This is a genomic window from Thermodesulfitimonas autotrophica (assembly GCF_003815015.1).
GTDB classification, from domain to species: Bacteria; Bacillota; Desulfotomaculia; order Desulfotomaculales; family Ammonificaceae; genus Thermodesulfitimonas; species Thermodesulfitimonas autotrophica.
In genome coordinates this window covers 554,003-571,149 of the sequence record NZ_RKRE01000002.1, presented here as the reverse complement: position 1 = coordinate 571,149, position 17,147 = coordinate 554,003, and the positions used below count along the sequence as shown (strand labels likewise).

Sequence of the window (17,147 nt, the reverse complement as noted above, 5' to 3'; positions counted from 1 at the left end):
TGGCGGTTTCAGGAGGGGGAAACTTGGCCTTCAACTTCGATCGGTTCAAGTTTAACGCCGACGGCCTTATCCCGGCGATCATTCAGGACAACCGGACGAATGAGGTCCTGATGCTTGCCTACATGAACCGGGAGGCGCTGGCCAAAACCTTGAGCAGCGGGCAGACCTGGTTTTACAGCCGGAGCCGCCAGCAGCTCTGGCATAAGGGGGAAACCTCCGGGAACATCCAGGAGGTTGATGAGATTTACTTCGATTGCGATGCCGACGCCTTGCTTATCAAGGTCCGGCAGCACGGCGCAGCCTGCCACGAGGGTTATAAGAGCTGCTTCCACTACCGGATCGAGAAGGACGGCCGGGTGGGCCTCGTGGGGGAGATGGTTTTCAACCCGGCGGATGTCTACAAGGAAGGGGAAGGGAAACCCGCTGGGGCACCGCCGCGGAAAAAAGACGCGCCGAAGCCGGTTTGCGTTTGCGGCAGCACGATCCTCGAAGAGGTTTACGGGGTGATTCTAGACCGCAAGCAGACCAGAATTCCGGGCGCCTATACCAGTTATCTGTTTGACAAGGGCGTAGATACGATTCTGCAGAAGTTAGGCGAGGAGGTTACCGAAGTCTTAATCGCGGCTAAGAACCGGCAGCGGGACGAGGTGATCAAGGAAGCGGCTGACGTTATGTACCACCTGATGGTCCTGTTAGCCGCCGAAGGGGTTGACGTGCGCGAGGTTTTTGGGGAACTGGCTAACCGGAGAAAGTAGCTCTATCCGGGAGCGTTTCGGGGCGGCGGGCCGTGATCAAGGGAGGCAGCCGCCTTTTTCTTTTCTTACGTCAGAGCCGGGAGTTCCGCCGTATTATAAAAGGAGAAGCGGGTTAGGGGTGACCTTGCGCGTGGCGGAAACAACCCGGAATAGAAACAGGACGGCCCGGGCGCCGGTTCCGGCCGGTCCGGTCCAGCCCTTGCCGCCCGTGATCGAACTGGCCGTCCTCGAGGGGCTCGGCATCTTTGCCTTCCTTTTTGGGCACCGGTTGGGGGCGGAAGGGCGCCTTCCCACGCCTGAAGAGATAACCGCTGCCGCCATCGACGGGGGCATTTCGGTTGGCGTTGATATTTTCTTCCAGCTTTACCTGCCGGAGCTGAACCCGTACGTTGATGCAGCGCTAAGCAGCTTTCTATCGGGCTTCCTTGCCGGTCTCACGCACAGAATCTGGCCGCACGAAGGGTTTTCGCCCGGTTTTGCCGCGGGGAGTCTGCCCTACGCGAACTTCCTGAAGAGCTCAACGAACTCGGCTACGGATGCTTTTGGGTCCCTGCCCTGAGCCATGGCTGAGGTCAACGCTTCGGCAAGATGGCAGACCAAGGTGTTCACGGCCACCTGATTGATGGCGGCCTTAACGGCCGCAAGTTGCAGGACTATCTCGCCGCAACTGCGTCCGTCCTGGATCATGCGGGCGATTCCCCGCACCTGCCCTTCGATCCTTTTCAGGCGCAAGAGCAGCTCCCGTTCTAATTCTTCTTTCAAACTCGGGTCCAGTTGCATCATTCGTCCCCTCCTTTGTTTCCGCCTTACCTTTTTCCAGTTTACTTCTGTGCTCCCTGCGTCCGCAGCTGCCGGTAGAATTCCCCACACTCCGCGTAGGAGAGCCGGCGGACCCACCGGCAGAGGTAGAGTTCTTCGCTGAGGTGGGGGAAGGGGTCGGTTGGGGAAGGCAGTTTTTCTTCTTTAGAAACGAGGCTCACGTAAATGAGGCTCTGGGCGGCGAGAAGGAGGTCGCCTGGTCTTTCCCGCTTCCCGTTGATGTAGCGGAGGGTCAAAACGTCACCGGGGGAGAGGTGCTGCCGCCACGGGAGGTTGCTCCGCCCGCGGATGGCTTCCTGGAGAAGGAAACATATGCGGGGGCGCACCTGCGGCGCAGCCTTTTGTTTGAGAAGCGGGTAAAGATAGAGGTGGATGTAACCGGCTTCGACGTAGACATCGCCTTCCGTCCGCTGCACGATCCTGAAGATTTCTTCCGCTCGCAGTTCTTCGCGGAGGCGGATCCGGTGGGCATCTGTCCGGGCGAAGGATAGCGTCGCTTTAACCATCGCGTCGAAGTTGTTGTTAGCTACGGCTTCGTAATAGGTGAGCAGAGCCCGTGCCGCGCCGTGTTCACATTCCCAGACCTTCTCTTCCATCTCGGTTGAAGGCGGCCTTCCCGCCGCGAGGCTCTGGGCCACGGCCACATAGGGGTCGGCTTGAAAGAAGGCGATCTGCTCCTTTGCGTAGAGCTGCTGGTAGCGGCGGCAGGCGCGCAGGACGAAGCGGGGGAACTGAAAGGTGCCGCTCACGAGGTAGCGGCGGATGCCGGCCTTTCCCGCGAGCAGCCGGTAAAAGTCGGGGTGGGCGGGCTCTTCAAGGATGACGACCTTGTGCCGGCGCATCTCCTCTTCCATAACGTCAAGCATTTCCACCCGGTGGGGCCCGAAACCGAGCGTGAGGGAACGCACTGCTTCCACCTTCTTGCCGCTTCTTACCTGCTCTAATTATACTGCTTGGGCGGGTCTTTGTAGGGACCTAAAATTTTTTGCTTTCTGGTGGTGGCAGGACCTTGGGTTACGGAAATGTAAGTGAGGTACAGGGAGTTTACCGGTTACGCTTGCTTTTTTCCCGCAAGTAGGCGCGGGTGAGGCCGGCCAAAAGGAGGAAGCCGGCAACGCCCACGGCGGCGTAGAGGTAACGCACCAGCAGCGCAAAACCTAACAGGCTCGCTACGAAGGCTGCGACGGCGACCGCCACCGCCGTTTTTCGGAAGCGGGGGCTCGCGGGTTCGGCCACCCTGGTGGTGAAACCGTAGAGGTTCGCGACGGCGGTGGTATAGATCTCGGCGAGGAGCACAAGCCCGTAAGCCTGTTGCACTACGGGAGAGAAGCGTCCGGCGATGTAGACCATCGGGATTTCGAAGCGGGCGGCGGCGAAGGGGACGGTGAGAATGGCGAGGTTGATCGCCAGCGCCCCGAGCCCTAGCCCCAGGCCACCTAGCAGCGCGCCCCTGTTCGCGGCGGTGGTGCCGGCCGCCGCAGCGCCGAGAGGGGCGAGGATCGGGATGGCGAGGACCAGGTTGTAGGAGACGTAGGCCAGCGCAGCGGCTGGCCAGAAGGGAATGGCGGGATTCGCCTCCCGCGCCCAGAGGCCGATGGTCCTGAGGTCGAGAGGGGTGGTGGCGAGAGTGGCGAGGCTCAGGCCAAACACGGAGAGGAGAAGCACCGGGACCACGAAGCTGATCGAAAGGACCACGCCGTAAAAGCCGGCCAGAACCGTGACGAGGGAGGCCGCCACCATCAGGGCGCTGCCCAGGAGCCTGGGGAGGCCGAATTGTTCGGCAAAGATGGCGCCGGCGCCGGCCGCCATTGCGGTCAAAGCGCCGAAGAGGAAAAAGGTAATGATGGCGTCGACGGCCCTGCCGAGAAAAGGCCCCCCGGCGGCAGTAACGACCGCAACGTAAGATCTCGCCTGGAGCTGCCGGCCGAGGCGCAAAACGGTACCCCCGAAGAAGATAAAAAGGAACGTGGCGAGGGCCAAAGCCGGGATACTCTTAAGCCCGAAGAAGGTGAAGAACTGGAGTACCTCTTGGCCGGAAGCGAAGCCTGCCCCTACAACGGTGCCGATGTAGGATGCGGCGATGGTTAGCGCCGAAAGTTTCCTTAAACCCATACCCTATTATATATTGCCAGAGGGCCGGCTGGATCAACCGTGGAAAAAAGCGGGTTCTCCCGGAGTGTTTCAGCCCTTGACGGCCGGGCCTGCCGCGGTATAATAATTTGTTAAATCCATTTTCTTGCGGGTGAGAGGAGCTGGCTTCGTTGGACTACAATTTCCCCCTTGATGAGCGCACCATCTCCCGGGCGATAATCACGCGTTACCACCAGGACCTGCTTTCCTTGTTAGAGTGCGACGTGGCGGTGGTCGGTGCTGGGCCGTCCGGACTTGCCGCCGCTTATTACCTGGCCCGCCGGGGGCTCAAGACCGTTGTTTTCGAGCGGCGGCTGAGCGTCGGCGGCGGGATGTGGGGCGGCGCGATGATGTTCAACCGGATTGTCTTTCAAGATCCGGCCCGCGGCGTTTTCGAAGAAGTGGGGGTCCGCTGCGAAGAGTTCGCGCCGGGCTACTATACCGCCCATGCGGTAGAAGCGGTTACCGGCTTTGCGTACGCGGCCTGCCGCGCTGGCGCGCAGATTATGAATCTGATTACGGTAGAGGATGTGGTGCTGCGGGAGGATGTGGTTGCGGGGCTGGTGCTCAACTGGACGGCGGTAGAGATGGCCGGGCTGCACGTTGACCCCCTCGCCGTCCGCTGCCGCTGCGTGGTCGATGCCACCGGCCACGATGCCCGGGTGGTCCGCATCCTGGCAGATAAGGACGGGGTGGTGCTCAAGGTGCCGGGTGGGCGCATCCGGGGGGAGAAATCGCTCTGGGCGGAAGTGGGAGAGCGCCAGATCCTCGAACATACCGGGGAGGTTTATCCCGGCCTTTACGTCACCGGGATGGCGGCTAACGCGGTGGCCGGCGGCTACCGGATGGGGCCTGTTTTTGGCGGGATGGTCCTTTCCGGGAAGAAAGTTGCGGAACTGATTGCCGAGCAGCTCGCTGCGGGTGCGTAACTTTAGCCGGCAATGGCAAAAAGTTCTCAAGTCATTGACTTTATCTCCCGATACGTAGTAAAAATGAATTAAAGCGCAAAAGCGATGAAGGGGAAGAAGGGTGGATGGACCTCCTCCAGCGAGCCGGGGTCGGTGGGAGCCCGGCGGTAGGACGCTGCCCTGGCCCCCCTGGAGCAGGGAGGCGGAAAGGTGACGGGACCGAGTATGCCTCTCCGGTTCCCGCCGTTACCGGGGAAGAGGGGGCGCTCCCGAACGGGGCGTCAATTAAGGTGGTACCGCGGGTGGAAGACCCCGTCCTTAAACGGGACGGGGTTTCGGTTTTATAGGCCACGTACCCAAGCAGGCTTTAAGGAGGTGTTTATTGTGGAGGAAAACCGGAGAAAAGAAATCCTTGGACTGTTGCAAACCAACGCGCGTTACACGCCCCAGCAGATTGCCGTCATGCTCAATATGGAGCCGGCGGACGTGGAGCAGGCCATCCGGGAGATGGAAGAAGAGGGCCTCATCATCGGTTACCACGCCTTAGTTAACTGGAATAAAATCAGTTCCGAAAACGTCATCGCCCTCATCGAGGTTAAGGTGAGCCCGCAACGCGATGTGGGCTTCGACGCCGTCGCGGAGCGGATCGCCCGTTTTCCGGAGGTGCGCACGATGCGCCTGATGTCTGGAACCTACGATCTGGCGGTTGAGGTGCACGGCCGGACGATGCAGGATGTGGCCTTCTTTGTGGCCACCCGCCTGGCTACCATTGAGGGAGTAGTAAGTACCACGACGCACTTCGTTCTGAAAAGCTACAAAGAGCACGGCATCCTCTTGGAGCGTAAGGAAGAGGGTGCGGCAAGGCTGGTGGTCTCACCGTGAAAGCTGCCGAGGAATTTCTTAACCCGGTCGTGCGCGCCATCCCACCTTCGGGCATCCGGCGCTTTTTCGACCTTGCCGCCGAGATGAAGGGGGTTATTTCCTTAGGCGTCGGGGAGCCCGACTTCGTGACGCCCTGGCGGATTCGCGAGGCCTGCATCTACGCGCTGGAAAAAGGCTATACGATGTACACCTCCAACTTAGGGCTCAAAGAGCTCCGGGAGGAGATTGCCCGGTATCTCAGCCAGGCCTTCCGGCTACGTTATAACGCGGAGAAAGAGATCCTCGTCACGGTTGGGGTGAGCGAAGCGCTTGACCTGGCGCTACGCGCCCTTGTAGCTCCGGGTGACGAGGTGCTAATTCCCGAGCCAACCTACGTTTCTTACATCCCGTGCACCCTTTTCGCCGGTGGGGTTCCGGTGCCGCTGCCGACCCGGATGGAGAACGGCTTCCGGATAAGCGCGGCGCAGGTGGAAAAGGCGATCACCCCGAAAACGAAGGTCCTCCTCCTCGCTTACCCGAACAACCCTACCGGAGCCGTTTTGAACCGGCAGGAACTTGAGGATATCGCGGCGGTGGTCCGGGAGCACGACCTGGTGGTGGTTTCCGACGAGATTTACGCCCAGCTCACCTACGAAGGGGAACACGTCTCCATCGCCAGGCTCCCCGGAATGCGGGAGCGAACCGTTGTTTTGCAGGGATTCTCTAAGGCCTTCGCCATGACCGGCTGGCGGCTGGGGTACGCGGCGGGAAACGAGGCCTTCATCGGGGCCATGACCAAGATCCACCAGTACACGATGCTCTGCGCCCCGATCACGGCGCAGATGGCCGCGATTGAGGCGCTGCGAAACGGCCTCGGCGAGATGCGGCAGATGGTCCGGCAGTACAACTACCGGCGCCGGCTGGTGGTGAACGCCTTCAAAGAGCTGGGCCTCCCCTGCGTGGAACCGGGAGGTGCCTTTTACGCCTTTCCTTCCATCAGGCATACAGGCTTAAGCGCGGAGGAATTTTGCGAGCGGCTCCTGCGGGAAGAGCGGGTGGCCGTCGTGCCCGGCACCGCCTTTGGCCCGAGCGGCGAGGGCTTCATCCGCTGTTCCTACGCCGCTTCCGTGGCCAATCTCACCGAGGCCTTCCGGCGCATGGGGAATTTCCTGCAGCGTTTACGCAAACCGGCAAGCGCTTCTGTTCTGCGGGCGTAACTATGGCGGGGAAATAGGGAATTGGTGCCGCGGTCCGAGGGTTTCCCCGGCTACTCGGGGCCGAAGCTCCTTACTTGACAGGGGCGCTCGAAAAAGATTAATTTAAAATATAGTTTGGCGGCGCACGTCCGGAATTTGGTTCCGGAGTCGGAACGGGGCGCCTGGGGAGGCAAGTAATGGAATCGCTGAAAAGCGAAATCCGGGCGGCGATCACCCGCGCGCTACAGCAGGTGGTCGAAACCGTCCGGGAGGAGCTAAACCTTCCAGAGGGAACTGCGGTTCCTGATTTCACCGTCGAGTCACCTCGGGAAGAGAAATTCGGTGATTTCAGCGCCAACATTGCGTTGCAATTAGCTAGGCCCGCCCGCCGCTCGCCCCGGGAGGTGGCCTCTCTCATCCGCGAGCGCTGGTCTGGGGAGCTGTGTCCCTGGGTGGAGAAGGTGGAGGTGGCAGGGCCGGGTTTTCTCAATTTCTATCTCCGTAAGGCGTGGCTCCAAGAAGCGCTCCGGGAGGTAGTACGCCGGGGTGAGGATTACGGCCGGTCGCAGATCGGTGGCGGGCGGAAGGTTAACGTCGAGTTTGTCAGCGCCAACCCCACCGGTCTTTTGCATATGGGGAACGCGCGTGGCGCAGCGCTCGGCGACAGCATCGCGGCGCTACTCGCTTTTTGCGGTTTCGACGTGACCCGGGAATTTTACATTAACGATACGGGTTACCAGATCGAGCGTTTCGCCGCCTCCCTCGAAGCCCGTTATTTCCAGCAGTTTGGCGAGAACGTGCCGGTTCCGGAAGACGGTTACCACGGCCGTGACCTTATTGCGACCGCCCAGCGTTTTATCGCGGCGACGGGCACGCAATACCGGGATGTGCCGGCGGCCGTCCGGCGTGAGGCGCTGGCCCGGTTCGGGGTGGCGGAAAAGATCGCCGCGATCCGGCAGGCGCTCGAGAATTTCGGCGTCCGTTACGACGTCTGGTTCTCCGAAGAAGAGCTGCACAAGAGCGGCGCGGTTGAGCGCGTGATCAGGGAACTTACCGCGCGGGGGGCGACTTACGAGCTTGATGGGGCGCTCTGGTTTAAAGCGCGGGATTACGGCGCCGAGAAGGACGAAGTGCTCATCCGGTCCACCGGCGCGCCTACCTACTTCGCTGCGGACATCGCTTACCACGTCAACAAGCTCGAACGGGGCTTTGCGTGGCTGATCAACATCTGGGGCGCCGACCACCACGGCCACGTGCCGCGGCTAAAGGCGGCGCTCAAAGCCCTCGGGGCCGACCCCGAGCGCTTGCAGGTGGTCATTATGCAGTTGGTCCGGCTTTTCCGCGGTGGGGAAATCGTGCGGATGTCCAAGCGCACGGGGGAGTTTGTCACCCTCGAAGAATTACTGGAAGAAGTCGGGCGGGATGCAGCCCGCTACTTTTTTGTGCTCCGGGGCGCGGACAGCCACCTTGATTTCGACCTCGATCTGGCGCGGGCCCAGAGCATGGAGAACCCGGTCTACTATGTCCAGTACGCTCACGCCCGGATCGCCAGCATCTTCAGACAGCTGGCGGATAGGGGAATCCCGTTGCCGGATCCCGCGCGGGTCGATCTTAGTCTCCTGGCCACGGAGGAAGAGGAGCGGTTAATGAAGCAGTTAGCCGCCTTCCCGGAGGAAGTGGCGGATGCCGCGTTGGGTCTGGCGCCGCACCGTTTAACCGGCTATATTTACAACCTTGCCGGCCTCTTTCATTCTTTTTACAACGTCCACCGGGTAATCGGCGCCGGCCCGGGTCTGGAGGAGGCCCGCATCGTCCTGGTCCAGGCGACCGGGATCGTCCTGCGCCAGGGCTTGCGGCTTTTGGGCGTGCGGGCGCCGGAACGCATGTAGCAATGATCAGTTAAATTTGTGGGGGAGAATATGGCCAAGTACATCTTTATCACCGGCGGCGTGGTTTCTTCTCTGGGTAAGGGGGTCACGGCGGCTTCGGTTGGCCGGCTTCTGAAGAGCCGGGGCTTGAGCGTGATCGTTCAAAAGCTCGACCCGTACATCAACGTGGACCCGGGAACGATGAGCCCTTTCCAGCACGGTGAAGTCTTTGTCACGGAGGACGGCGCGGAAACGGACCTCGACCTTGGGCACTACGAACGCTTTATCGACACCGATTTGAATCGCCTCTGCAACGTCACTACCGGGAGTATTTACTGGTCAGTTATTACGAAGGAACGGCGCGGCGACTACCTCGGGAATACGGTTCAGGTGATTCCGCACATCACCAACGAGATCAAAGAGCGGATCCTCGTCCTCGAGCGGGAGACGGGTGCGGACGTCGTCATCGTTGAAATCGGCGGGACGGTCGGCGATATCGAGTCGCTGCCCTTCTTGGAGGCGATCCGCCAGCTCCGGATTGATCTCGGGCGGGAAGAAACGCTTTACATTCACGTCACCCTAGTTCCCTACCTGAAAGGGGCGAACGAACTCAAAACCAAGCCGACGCAGCACAGCGTGAAGGAGCTGCGGGGGATCGGAATTCAGCCTGACATCATCGTCTGCCGGTCGGAGATGCCGTTATCTCCGGAGATGAGGCGGAAGATTGCGCTTTTCTGCGACGTCGAGCCGCGGGCGGTAATCGAGGCGGTTGATGCCGAGACAATTTACGAGGTGCCCCTTTTGTTAGAATCACAGGGGATTAGCGACTTTATCGTTGAACGGCTTAATCTTCGCTGCGGTCCGCCCGACCTCGCGGCTTGGGAGGAGATTGTCCACCGGTTGAAAAACCCTCGTACCAGCGTGACGATTGCGCTGGTGGGGAAGTATGTGGAACTGCGCGACGCCTACTTTAGCATCCTCGAGGCGTTCTGCCACGCCGGCATTGCCCATAACGCCAAAGTAAACGTTAGAATGGTCAATGCCGAGGAATTAGAAAGAAAAGAGCCTGCGCTGCTGTTAGCAGGGGTCGGCGGTATCTTAGTGCCGGGGGGGTTTGGTGAGCGGGGCACGGAGGGAAAAATCCGGGCGATCCGCTTCGCCCGCGAGAAGCACATCCCCTTCTTAGGCATCTGCCTGGGGATGCAGTTAGCCGTAGTGGAGTTCGCGCGCTCGGTCCTCGGCCTTGAAGGGGCGAACAGTGCCGAGTTCGATCCCGCAACGCTGCACCCGGTAATCGATCTTCTGCCGGAGCAGAAAGGAGTAACCAACCTGGGCGGGACAATGCGCCTGGGGCGTTACCCCTGCCGGGTAGTGCCCGGTTCCTTAGCCTACCGGGCTTACGGGACGGCGGAAGTCTGGGAACGCCACCGCCACCGGTACGAGTTTAACAACGCGTACCGGGAAGCCTTTACCAGGGCGGGGCTCACCTGTAGCGGTATTTCGCCCGACGGCCGCCTGGTGGAGATCGTGGAGCTGCGGGACCACCCCTGGTTTTTGGCGACCCAGTTCCATCCCGAGTTTAGATCCCGGCCGTCACGGCCGCACCCTCTCTTTCGCGATTTCGTAGGCGCCGCGCTGGCGGCGGCGAAGGGGACCTGTGAGTAGATGATGAAAAAGCTGATCGGCGCGCTCGTTTTAGGGCTCCTCATTGTTTCTGTGGTGGTGGCTGCCGCAGTGAGCGGTGGCCGGACGCCCGGAGCGAGAGGTGTGGGGGGCGGCGGGAAGATCGGCATTATTTATATCGAAGGGATAATAACTGCCGGCGAGACGGACGGAGGGCTGTTCGGCGGCAGGACTTCGGGTACCGGCGGAATCCTCGACGCCCTGCGCCGGGCAGAAGAGGATCCGGGCGTGAAGGCCGTTGTGCTGCGGATCGACAGCCCCGGTGGGACGGCGGCTGCTTCCCAGGAGGTGGCCCGCGCGGTCGAGCGGGTAAAGCGAGCCGGCAAAAAGGTGGTGACCTCGATGGCGGACGTGGCCGCTTCGGGGGCTTACTGGGTGGCGGCCGGCAGCGACTGCATTTTCGCTAATCCCGCCACCATAACCGGCAGTATCGGGGTCCTGATAGAGACTTTCGAGATGACCGGGCTTTACGGGAAGCTTGGCGTTAGTAAGCAAACGATCAAGAGCGGCCCGTACAAGGATATGGGCTCCGAGAGCCGGCCGATGACGCCGCAGGAACGGGCCATTTTTCAGGGGATGGTGAATGACATCTACGCGCAGTTTATCGATCGGGTGGCAATAGGACGGAAAATGCGCCGGGAAAAGGTTTTATCTTTAGCCGACGGGCGGGTGTTCACCGGCCGGCAGGCGAAAGAGGTCGGACTGGTCGATGAGCTCGGCGACTTGCGCGACGCGGTCCGTTACGCCGGGCGGCTGGCCGGAATAAAAGGTGAGCCGGAAGTCGTTAACCTGGGCCCCGGCCGCTTCCCCTGGGAAAGCCTGTTGCGGGGCGTTACCGGTGACTCCTTCTTTTCTTCCCGCATGCTACCGGTCTGGCTCTTGGGTCCCCAACTCGCACCGGAGAGGGGTATAATCTATGGAGATCGGTAACGGAACAGGCCGGCTGGGCCTGTTGGAACTGGTTCACGGTGTTCTTTTCAGCCCTGCTGCTACTTTCAGGGCCGTCGGTGGGGCACCGCCTTTGAAAGAGGCGGCGTTTATCTTTTTTCTGCTGACGCTTGGCAACTCCCTCGCCGGGTCGTTTCTGCTGCGTTCAAACTTTGCGGGCATACCGGGTGCCAACGTTACGGAGGTAACCCGGGTGGTTACCGGGCTTTTGCCCGCCTTTGTTCTTATAGCGATAGTCTTTGCCGCGGCGAAATGGTTTCTGTACAGCGCCCTTTTCCACTTCCTCGCAGGGCTCTTAGGTGGCCGGGGCAACCCGCGGGGAACGCTTGTGGTCTGCGCCCTGGCGGGGTTACCGGGTATTTTCCTGGTGCCGGTTGAGCTGGCGCTGGACATCCTGAAGGTCGCCGCGGTGCCGGCTGCCGCCCTGGGGGGCTTAGTAGGGCTCGGCGTTCTTGTCTGGGAAGTTATTCTCCTGGTGATCGGCCTGCGGGAGGTGCACCGCTTTACTACGGGGAGTGCGGTCATTACGGTGCTGCTGCCGCTTGCGGTTTTGGTCTGCCTTTTCGTGATTTTTGTTATCGGCATAGTGGTTTCCGCCGGTGCACTCCTCCCGTCATTTTCATTAGGCTGAGTTCTGAGGGTACCATGTCTTACATCCTCGTGATCGACGACGAACCGCTTATCTGCTGGCTGGTTGAAGAGGCTCTGCGCGAGAGCGGCTACCGGGTGAAAACGGCGCCCGACTGGCAGAAGGGGTTATCTCTTGCCCGGGAAGAGGCTCCGGCTCTGGTCCTCGTAGATCTGAAGCTGCCGGGGAAAAGCGGGGTTGCGGTGCTTGACGAGCTGGCGCGCTTGGCTCCCGGAGTCCCGGGGGTGCTGATTACGGGCGAGCCCGGGGAGGTATCTGTCCCGCAGGCTGCCTTTGTGCTGCGGAAACCTTTTGACTTGAGCGACCTGCGCCGGCTGGTGCAAGAAATGGTGCCGCTGTCAGGCAAACCATAAATTACTTGCCCGAATAGGATAGAAAAAGGGGCCTCCACGGCAGGAGTTCCGTAGGGTACGGCGAACTACAAGAAGAAAACATTTGAACGGCGAGCCGCATTCATGAGCGAGCGGCAGGATTAGTCACCAAGCCTGGCGTTTAGGAGGTAAACTTATGATCGTGCCCACCGATACGGTGATAATGCTCCGGTGTCCCGACTGTGGCCGGCTAGAGCTTTTTCACCTCTCGCGTTTTGCGGTTTCGAAGCGAAAACCTGGGAGGGTGATCTGCTCCTGCGGCGTGGAGAAGGCCCGGGTTACAACACGAGATTACGCGGCGTACACCCTCGAAGTTAACTGCACCATCTGTGATCTGCAGCACACCTACCAGCTATCGGGAAAGAGGCTCTGGTCTCAAGAGGTAACGCCGCTTTTATGTTTGGAGACGGGGCTTGAGTTAGGAAGCATCGGGCCGCGAGATAAGGTGCGGGCGGCCATCCCTTCCTACCAGGAGGAATTAGAGGAACTGATCGAGGAGCTCGGTGGGCCGAGCTATTTTGTCAACCCGGACGTGATGTACGAGGTCCTTAACTACGTGCAGGAGATGGCCGATGAGGGCGGGGTATTCTGCCCCTGCGGCAAGAACAAGATCGAGCTTGAGGTTCTGCCCGACCGTTTGGAATTGCGGTGCAAGCACTGCGAGCGGATGAAAGTGATCTACGCCGAAACCGAGGAGGACTATCTCCGCCTTCAGGAACTTCCCGCGATCGAACTTTCCCGCCGTGGCTTTTCTAACCTGGACAGAAAGGTGCGGGGTAAGAAAAAAGGGATTAAGCGCGATAATAAGTAGGACGATAAAAATATAAAGCGGGGGATATACAGGATGCCCTTGGTGACGACGGCGCACCTCTTGCAGGCGGCGGCGGCCGGCGGTTATGCCGTCGGTGCCTTTAACTGCAATAACATGGAGATTGTGCAGGCAATCATTACGGCGGCGGAGGCGGAGAATGCGCCGGTCATCCTGCAGGCCAGCCAGGGGGCGATCAAGTACGCCGGGCTTGACTTCATCGCTGCGCTGGCGAAGACCGCTATCGGGCGGACCAGGGTGCCGGTGGCCCTGCACCTCGACCACGGGACAAGCTTCGAGCAGGTAGTCCGCTGCGTGGCCGCCGGTTTCAGTTCGGTAATGATCGACGGTTCGCGCCTTCCTTTTGCCGAGAACGTAGCGCTTACCAAGCAGGTCGTGAGTGTTGCCCGCGCCGTGGGCATCTCGGTTGAGGCGGAGCTCGGGCGCATCGGCGGCACCGAGGACAACATTTCGGTGGCCGAGGCGGAGGCTTTCTTTACCGACCCGGACGAGGCGGCCCGCTTTGTGGCGGAAACAGGGGTTGACGCCCTCGCTGTGGCTATCGGTACGGCACACGGCCGCTATAAAGGGGAGCCGCGTCTCGACTTCGAGCGCTTAAGCCAAATTGCGGCGAAGGTTAAAATCCCGCTGGTGATGCACGGCTCGTCCGGCGTTCCGGCGGATGCGGTTCGGGAGGCGATCCGGCGCGGCATTCGGAAGGTGAACATCGATACCGATATCCGGCAGGCCTTCACCGAAAAGGTGCGGGCGGTTCTTGCTGCTGCCCCCGACGAGATCGATCCCCGGAAAATTTTGGGGCCGGCGCGGGAGGCGGCGGTAGAAATAATCCGGGAAAAAATTCGCATTTTCGGTAGCGCAAACCGGGCAAACGAGGTATAATGAAGGCGCGGGTTTTTACTTTGGGGTGAGGTGAAGGACGATTAAGCTTTTTCTTGACACGGCAAACGTAGATGAGATCCGCCATGCCGCATCCCTCGGGGTGATTCAGGGCGTAACTACCAATCCCTCTCTGATTGCCAAAGAAGGGCGCGATTTCAAGGAAGTAATCCGGGAAATTACCGCTATCGTCGACGGGCCGATCAGCGCGGAAGTTTTAAGTCTCGACACAGCGGGAATGGTTGCCGAGGCCGAAGAGCTGGCCGCAATTCACCCTAACGTGGTGATCAAGATCCCGATTACTGCCGAAGGGCTGCAGGCGGTTAAGGCGCTTAAGGCCAAGGGGATCAGGACCAACGTTACCCTTGTTTTTTCGGCCAACCAGGCTCTGCTTGCAGCGCTCGCCGGGGCGGCTTTCGTGAGTCCTTTTGTAGGGCGCCTTGATGATGTAGGCCACGACGGGATAGCCCTTGTAGCCGAGATTGCCGAGATTTTTGGCTACTACGATCTCCCTACCGAAATCATTGCGGCCAGCATCCGTCACCCCCTTCACGTCACTGCGGCCGCCAGGGCGGGGGCGCACATCGCCACGATTCCCTATAAGGTTTTGCTGCAGATGATCAAACATCCTCAGACCGATGAGGGTATCAGGCGGTTTATGGCCGACTGGGCCGGGATGAAAAAGTAGGCCGGACGAAGTATATTTCGCGGTGTGAAGGGCTAAAATTATTACCGGAGACCAGAAATTGGTTTTTTAGGGTGAGTCAATTCCTTCAGTATCTCCCCGAATGATCCTGGAAAGTTCTGCAGGCTGTTCTGCACCCAAGCGGTCGGTTTAAAGGCCTTGAACCAGGAATTAGGATGCGCGTTATCTTGCGCGGGTGAAGGCTTCCTTTCCGGGGAAAGTCTCCTCCCTTGTGGCTGCCGTGTAAGGCTTGTTCCCCGCCGGTAAAGACTAAGAGCAAGGAGTGAAAAGAGTTGTATCCAGGTAACGACCTCGAGTCGAAAACCGTGGCCGAGCTTTACAAGATAGCGAAGGAACTTGAGATTCCCGGTTACTACCGGCTACGGAAACAGGAATTAATTTACGAGATAAGGAAGGCGCGGATGGAGAAAGAGGGAGTGATGTACGCACAGGGGATCCTTGAGATTCTTCCCGACGGTTACGGCTTCTTGCGGCCTTTTAAATATCTTCCTTCGAACGAAGACATCTACGTTTCTTCGTCCCAGATCCGGAAGTTCGACCTGCGTACCGGGGATCTGGTGGCCGGGCAGGTGCGGCGCCCCAAGGAGGGCGAAAGGTACCTGGCCCTCCTGCGGGTGGAGAGGGTGAACGATACCGATCCCGCCGCACTTGCCGAGCGGATTCACTTCGACAGCCTCACCCCCCTCTACCCCTACGAGCGGATTCGCCTGGAGACCGAACCCCACAAGTTCTCGACCCGGATCATCGACCTGATCTCCCCTCTCGGGAAGGGTCAGCGCGGGCTCATCGTGGCGCCGCCCAAGGCGGGCAAAACCACGCTTTTAAAGGAGATCGCCAACAGCATCACTACAAACCACCCGGAGATCCACCTCATCATCCTGCTCATCGACGAGCGCCCGGAGGAGGTTACCGATATCGAGCGCTCGGTCCGGGCCGAAGTGGTGAGCTCCACCTTCGACGAGCCGCCGGAAAACCACGTCAAGGTGGCGGAGATGGTCCTCGAGCGCGCCAAACGCCTCGTCGAGCACAAGCACGACGTGGCGATTTTGCTTGACAGCATCACGCGCCTGGCGCGGGCGCACAACTTGGTGGTGCCGCCAAGCGGGCGCACCTTGTCGGGCGGCGTTGACCCGGCAGCGCTGCATAAGCCGAAGCGCTTCTTCGGGGCTGCGCGGAAACTTGAGGAGGGGGGCAGCCTTACAATTTTAGCCACGGCGCTGATCGAAACGGGCAGCCGGATGGACGACGTCATCTTTGAGGAGTTTAAGGGAACCGGCAACATGGAGCTGGTTCTCGACCGGCGCCTGGCGGAGCGCCGGGTCTTTCCGGCGATCGACGTGCAGCGGTCCGGGACGCGCAAGGAGGAGCTGTTGCTTTCGCGGGAGGAGTTAGAGCTCGTCTGGTACTTCCGGCGGGCTACCAACCAGATGACGCCCTGGGAGGCGATGGAGCACCTTCTTGAGGAGATCAGGCGCACCCGGAGCAACGCCGACCTGCTGCGGAATTTCCAGGCTTTTAAGCAGGTGAGCGGCGATAAGGTTGACCTGGAGTTCATTGCCCCGCGCCGTGATGCTAACCTGGGCTGATTAAAAACGGGTTCCTGCCTGAGAAAACCCCTGCTAACGGAGCTACAGAAGGTATAAAATTGGGCTGTTCCGGCAATTTTATTCTTAGCATATTTTGCCATTACGGAGGTAGTCATGCGCCGGAGCAGCGTTTTTATTGTTGTTATTCTTCTTTTGCTCACGGGGGTAGTCTTAAGCGGCCGGGCGGTTGCCCAGCCTGACGAGTGGTTAGGCGCGGCGCCCGAGCCGGCGGCGCCTGTTTTAAGTCTGCCAACCTACTACCGGGTTGCGGCAGGTGACACCCTTTGCGGGATTGCCAGGCGTTACGGCGTTGGTGCGGCGCTCATCGCGCAGGCGAATGGCTTATCGCTTTCCGACCCGATCTATGCAGGCCAGTATCTAGTGGTGCCTGCGGGCGGGCTTACCTACCGGGTCGTTCCGGGCGACACTCTCTGGGATATTGCCTGCCGTTACGGGGTGCCGGTCGAAGAGCTGTTGCGGGCGAACGGTCTTGATGCCGGCGCGCCCCTGCTTGTCGGCACCGAGTTGCTGGTACCCGTATCCCTGGACGCACCGGAGACTCAAGACCGTGGGGATCGCGAACCCTTGAGCTGGCCGGTGCTGGGTCCGGTTTCTTCGCCTTTCGGTTTGCGGGACGGGCGGCCGCACGAGGGGATAGACATCGCTGCCCTGGCGGGCACGCCCGTACGGGCCGCCGCGGGGGGACGGGTAGTCTATGCCGGCCCGGCAGGAACTTACGGTCTGTTAGTAATTCTCCAGCACGACGACGTGCGCACAACCTACTACGCCCACTGTAACGAGGTTTATGTAGTCCCCGGGCAGACGGTTGCAGCCGGCGAAGTCATTGCCACGGTAGGGAATACCGGCCGCTCAACAGGCCCCCACCTCCACTTCGAGGTGCGGGTAAACGGCACCCCTTACGACCCGGTACCTTTCCTCCGGAGTTAGAAATCACTCCGCTT

At 60.3% G+C, this 17,147-nt stretch carries 18 protein-coding genes and 1 other annotated feature; of the genes, 15 read left to right on the top strand and 3 right to left on the bottom strand.

Going from position 1 to position 17,147, the window contains the following annotated elements; translation table 11 throughout:
* Positions 1-23: 23 nt before the first annotated feature.
* Entirely contained in the window at positions 24-755 is a 732-nt protein-coding gene (hisI, locus tag EDD75_RS06565; RefSeq protein WP_123929817.1) for a phosphoribosyl-AMP cyclohydrolase, read from the top strand.
* A gap of 118 nt (positions 756-873) precedes the next feature.
* Positions 874-1,314, top strand: a complete 441-nt coding sequence (locus EDD75_RS06560) for a hypothetical protein (protein ID WP_123929814.1) — start codon at positions 874-876, stop codon at positions 1,312-1,314.
* On the opposite strand, the gene EDD75_RS06555 is transcribed toward EDD75_RS06560, so the two are convergent.
* From EDD75_RS06555 to EDD75_RS06545, 3 genes are all read right to left on the bottom strand, one after another.
* Positions 1,251-1,538, bottom strand: a complete 288-nt coding sequence (locus tag EDD75_RS06555; RefSeq protein WP_211328119.1) for a metal-sensitive transcriptional regulator — start codon at positions 1,536-1,538, stop codon at positions 1,251-1,253. The two genes, EDD75_RS06560 and EDD75_RS06555, sit on opposite strands and share 64 nt — an antisense overlap.
* A gap of 38 nt (positions 1,539-1,576) precedes the next feature.
* Positions 1,577-2,491: a hypothetical protein gene (locus EDD75_RS06550; RefSeq protein WP_123929810.1), complete on the bottom strand. Its 915-nt coding sequence runs from the start codon at positions 2,489-2,491 to the stop codon at positions 1,577-1,579.
* A gap of 127 nt (positions 2,492-2,618) precedes the next feature.
* Positions 2,619-3,686 carry a YkvI family membrane protein gene (locus EDD75_RS06545; protein WP_123929807.1) on the bottom strand — a complete coding sequence of 356 codons (1,068 nt, stop codon included), beginning with the start codon at positions 3,684-3,686 and terminating at the stop codon, positions 2,619-2,621.
* Between the two features lie 149 nt (positions 3,687-3,835).
* Between EDD75_RS06545 and EDD75_RS06540 the strand changes: the two genes are divergently transcribed.
* The 13 genes from EDD75_RS06540 to EDD75_RS06480 all read left to right on the top strand — a co-directional run bounded on the left by EDD75_RS06540 (position 3,836) and on the right by EDD75_RS06480 (position 17,133).
* On the top strand, positions 3,836-4,633 hold the full coding sequence (locus EDD75_RS06540; protein WP_123929804.1) for a sulfide-dependent adenosine diphosphate thiazole synthase: 798 nt from the start codon (positions 3,836-3,838) through the stop codon (positions 4,631-4,633).
* A 75-nt stretch (positions 4,634-4,708) separates the two neighbouring features.
* Positions 4,709-4,935: a binding site (T-box leader), on the top strand.
* A gap of 61 nt (positions 4,936-4,996) precedes the next feature.
* Positions 4,997-5,494: an Lrp/AsnC family transcriptional regulator gene (locus tag EDD75_RS06535; RefSeq protein ID WP_245963091.1), complete on the top strand. Its 498-nt coding sequence runs from the start codon at positions 4,997-4,999 to the stop codon at positions 5,492-5,494.
* A complete protein-coding gene (locus tag EDD75_RS06530) occupies positions 5,491-6,690 on the top strand; it encodes an aminotransferase class I/II-fold pyridoxal phosphate-dependent enzyme (RefSeq protein WP_123929800.1) in 1,200 nt (399 codons plus the stop codon). Before EDD75_RS06535 ends, EDD75_RS06530 begins: the two co-directional genes overlap by 4 nt.
* A gap of 176 nt (positions 6,691-6,866) precedes the next feature.
* The gene (argS, locus tag EDD75_RS06525) at positions 6,867-8,558 is read left to right on the top strand and encodes an arginine--tRNA ligase (protein ID WP_123929797.1); all 1,692 of its coding nucleotides are present in this window, start codon (positions 6,867-6,869) and stop codon (positions 8,556-8,558) included.
* Positions 8,559-8,588: 30 nt separating this feature from the next.
* Positions 8,589-10,202: a CTP synthase gene (locus EDD75_RS06520; RefSeq protein ID WP_123929794.1), complete on the top strand. Its 1,614-nt coding sequence runs from the start codon at positions 8,589-8,591 to the stop codon at positions 10,200-10,202.
* Positions 10,203-11,150 (top strand): signal peptide peptidase SppA, encoded by a 948-nt coding sequence (gene sppA, locus EDD75_RS06515; protein WP_123929791.1) that lies wholly within the window; start codon positions 10,203-10,205, stop codon positions 11,148-11,150.
* The gene (locus EDD75_RS06510; protein WP_123929788.1) at positions 11,137-11,799 is read left to right on the top strand and encodes a Yip1 family protein; all 663 of its coding nucleotides are present in this window, start codon (positions 11,137-11,139) and stop codon (positions 11,797-11,799) included. Before sppA ends, EDD75_RS06510 begins: the two co-directional genes overlap by 14 nt.
* A gap of 14 nt (positions 11,800-11,813) precedes the next feature.
* Positions 11,814-12,170 (top strand): response regulator, encoded by a 357-nt coding sequence (locus tag EDD75_RS06505; protein ID WP_123929785.1) that lies wholly within the window; start codon positions 11,814-11,816, stop codon positions 12,168-12,170.
* A gap of 154 nt (positions 12,171-12,324) precedes the next feature.
* Complete coding sequence (locus EDD75_RS06500) at positions 12,325-12,999, top strand: hypothetical protein (protein WP_123929782.1); 675 nt, start codon at positions 12,325-12,327, stop codon at positions 12,997-12,999.
* 33 nt (positions 13,000-13,032) lie between these two features.
* Complete coding sequence (locus tag EDD75_RS06495) at positions 13,033-13,896, top strand: class II fructose-1,6-bisphosphate aldolase (RefSeq protein WP_123929779.1); 864 nt, start codon at positions 13,033-13,035, stop codon at positions 13,894-13,896.
* A gap of 40 nt (positions 13,897-13,936) precedes the next feature.
* The gene (fsa, locus tag EDD75_RS06490; protein ID WP_123929776.1) at positions 13,937-14,581 is read left to right on the top strand and encodes a fructose-6-phosphate aldolase; all 645 of its coding nucleotides are present in this window, start codon (positions 13,937-13,939) and stop codon (positions 14,579-14,581) included.
* 290 nt (positions 14,582-14,871) lie between these two features.
* Positions 14,872-16,185 (top strand): transcription termination factor Rho, encoded by a 1,314-nt coding sequence (gene rho, locus EDD75_RS06485; protein WP_123929773.1) that lies wholly within the window; start codon positions 14,872-14,874, stop codon positions 16,183-16,185.
* Positions 16,186-16,299: 114 nt separating this feature from the next.
* On the top strand, positions 16,300-17,133 hold the full coding sequence (locus EDD75_RS06480) for a peptidoglycan DD-metalloendopeptidase family protein (RefSeq protein WP_123929770.1): 834 nt from the start codon (positions 16,300-16,302) through the stop codon (positions 17,131-17,133).
* The last annotated feature ends 14 nt before the right edge of the window (positions 17,134-17,147 follow it).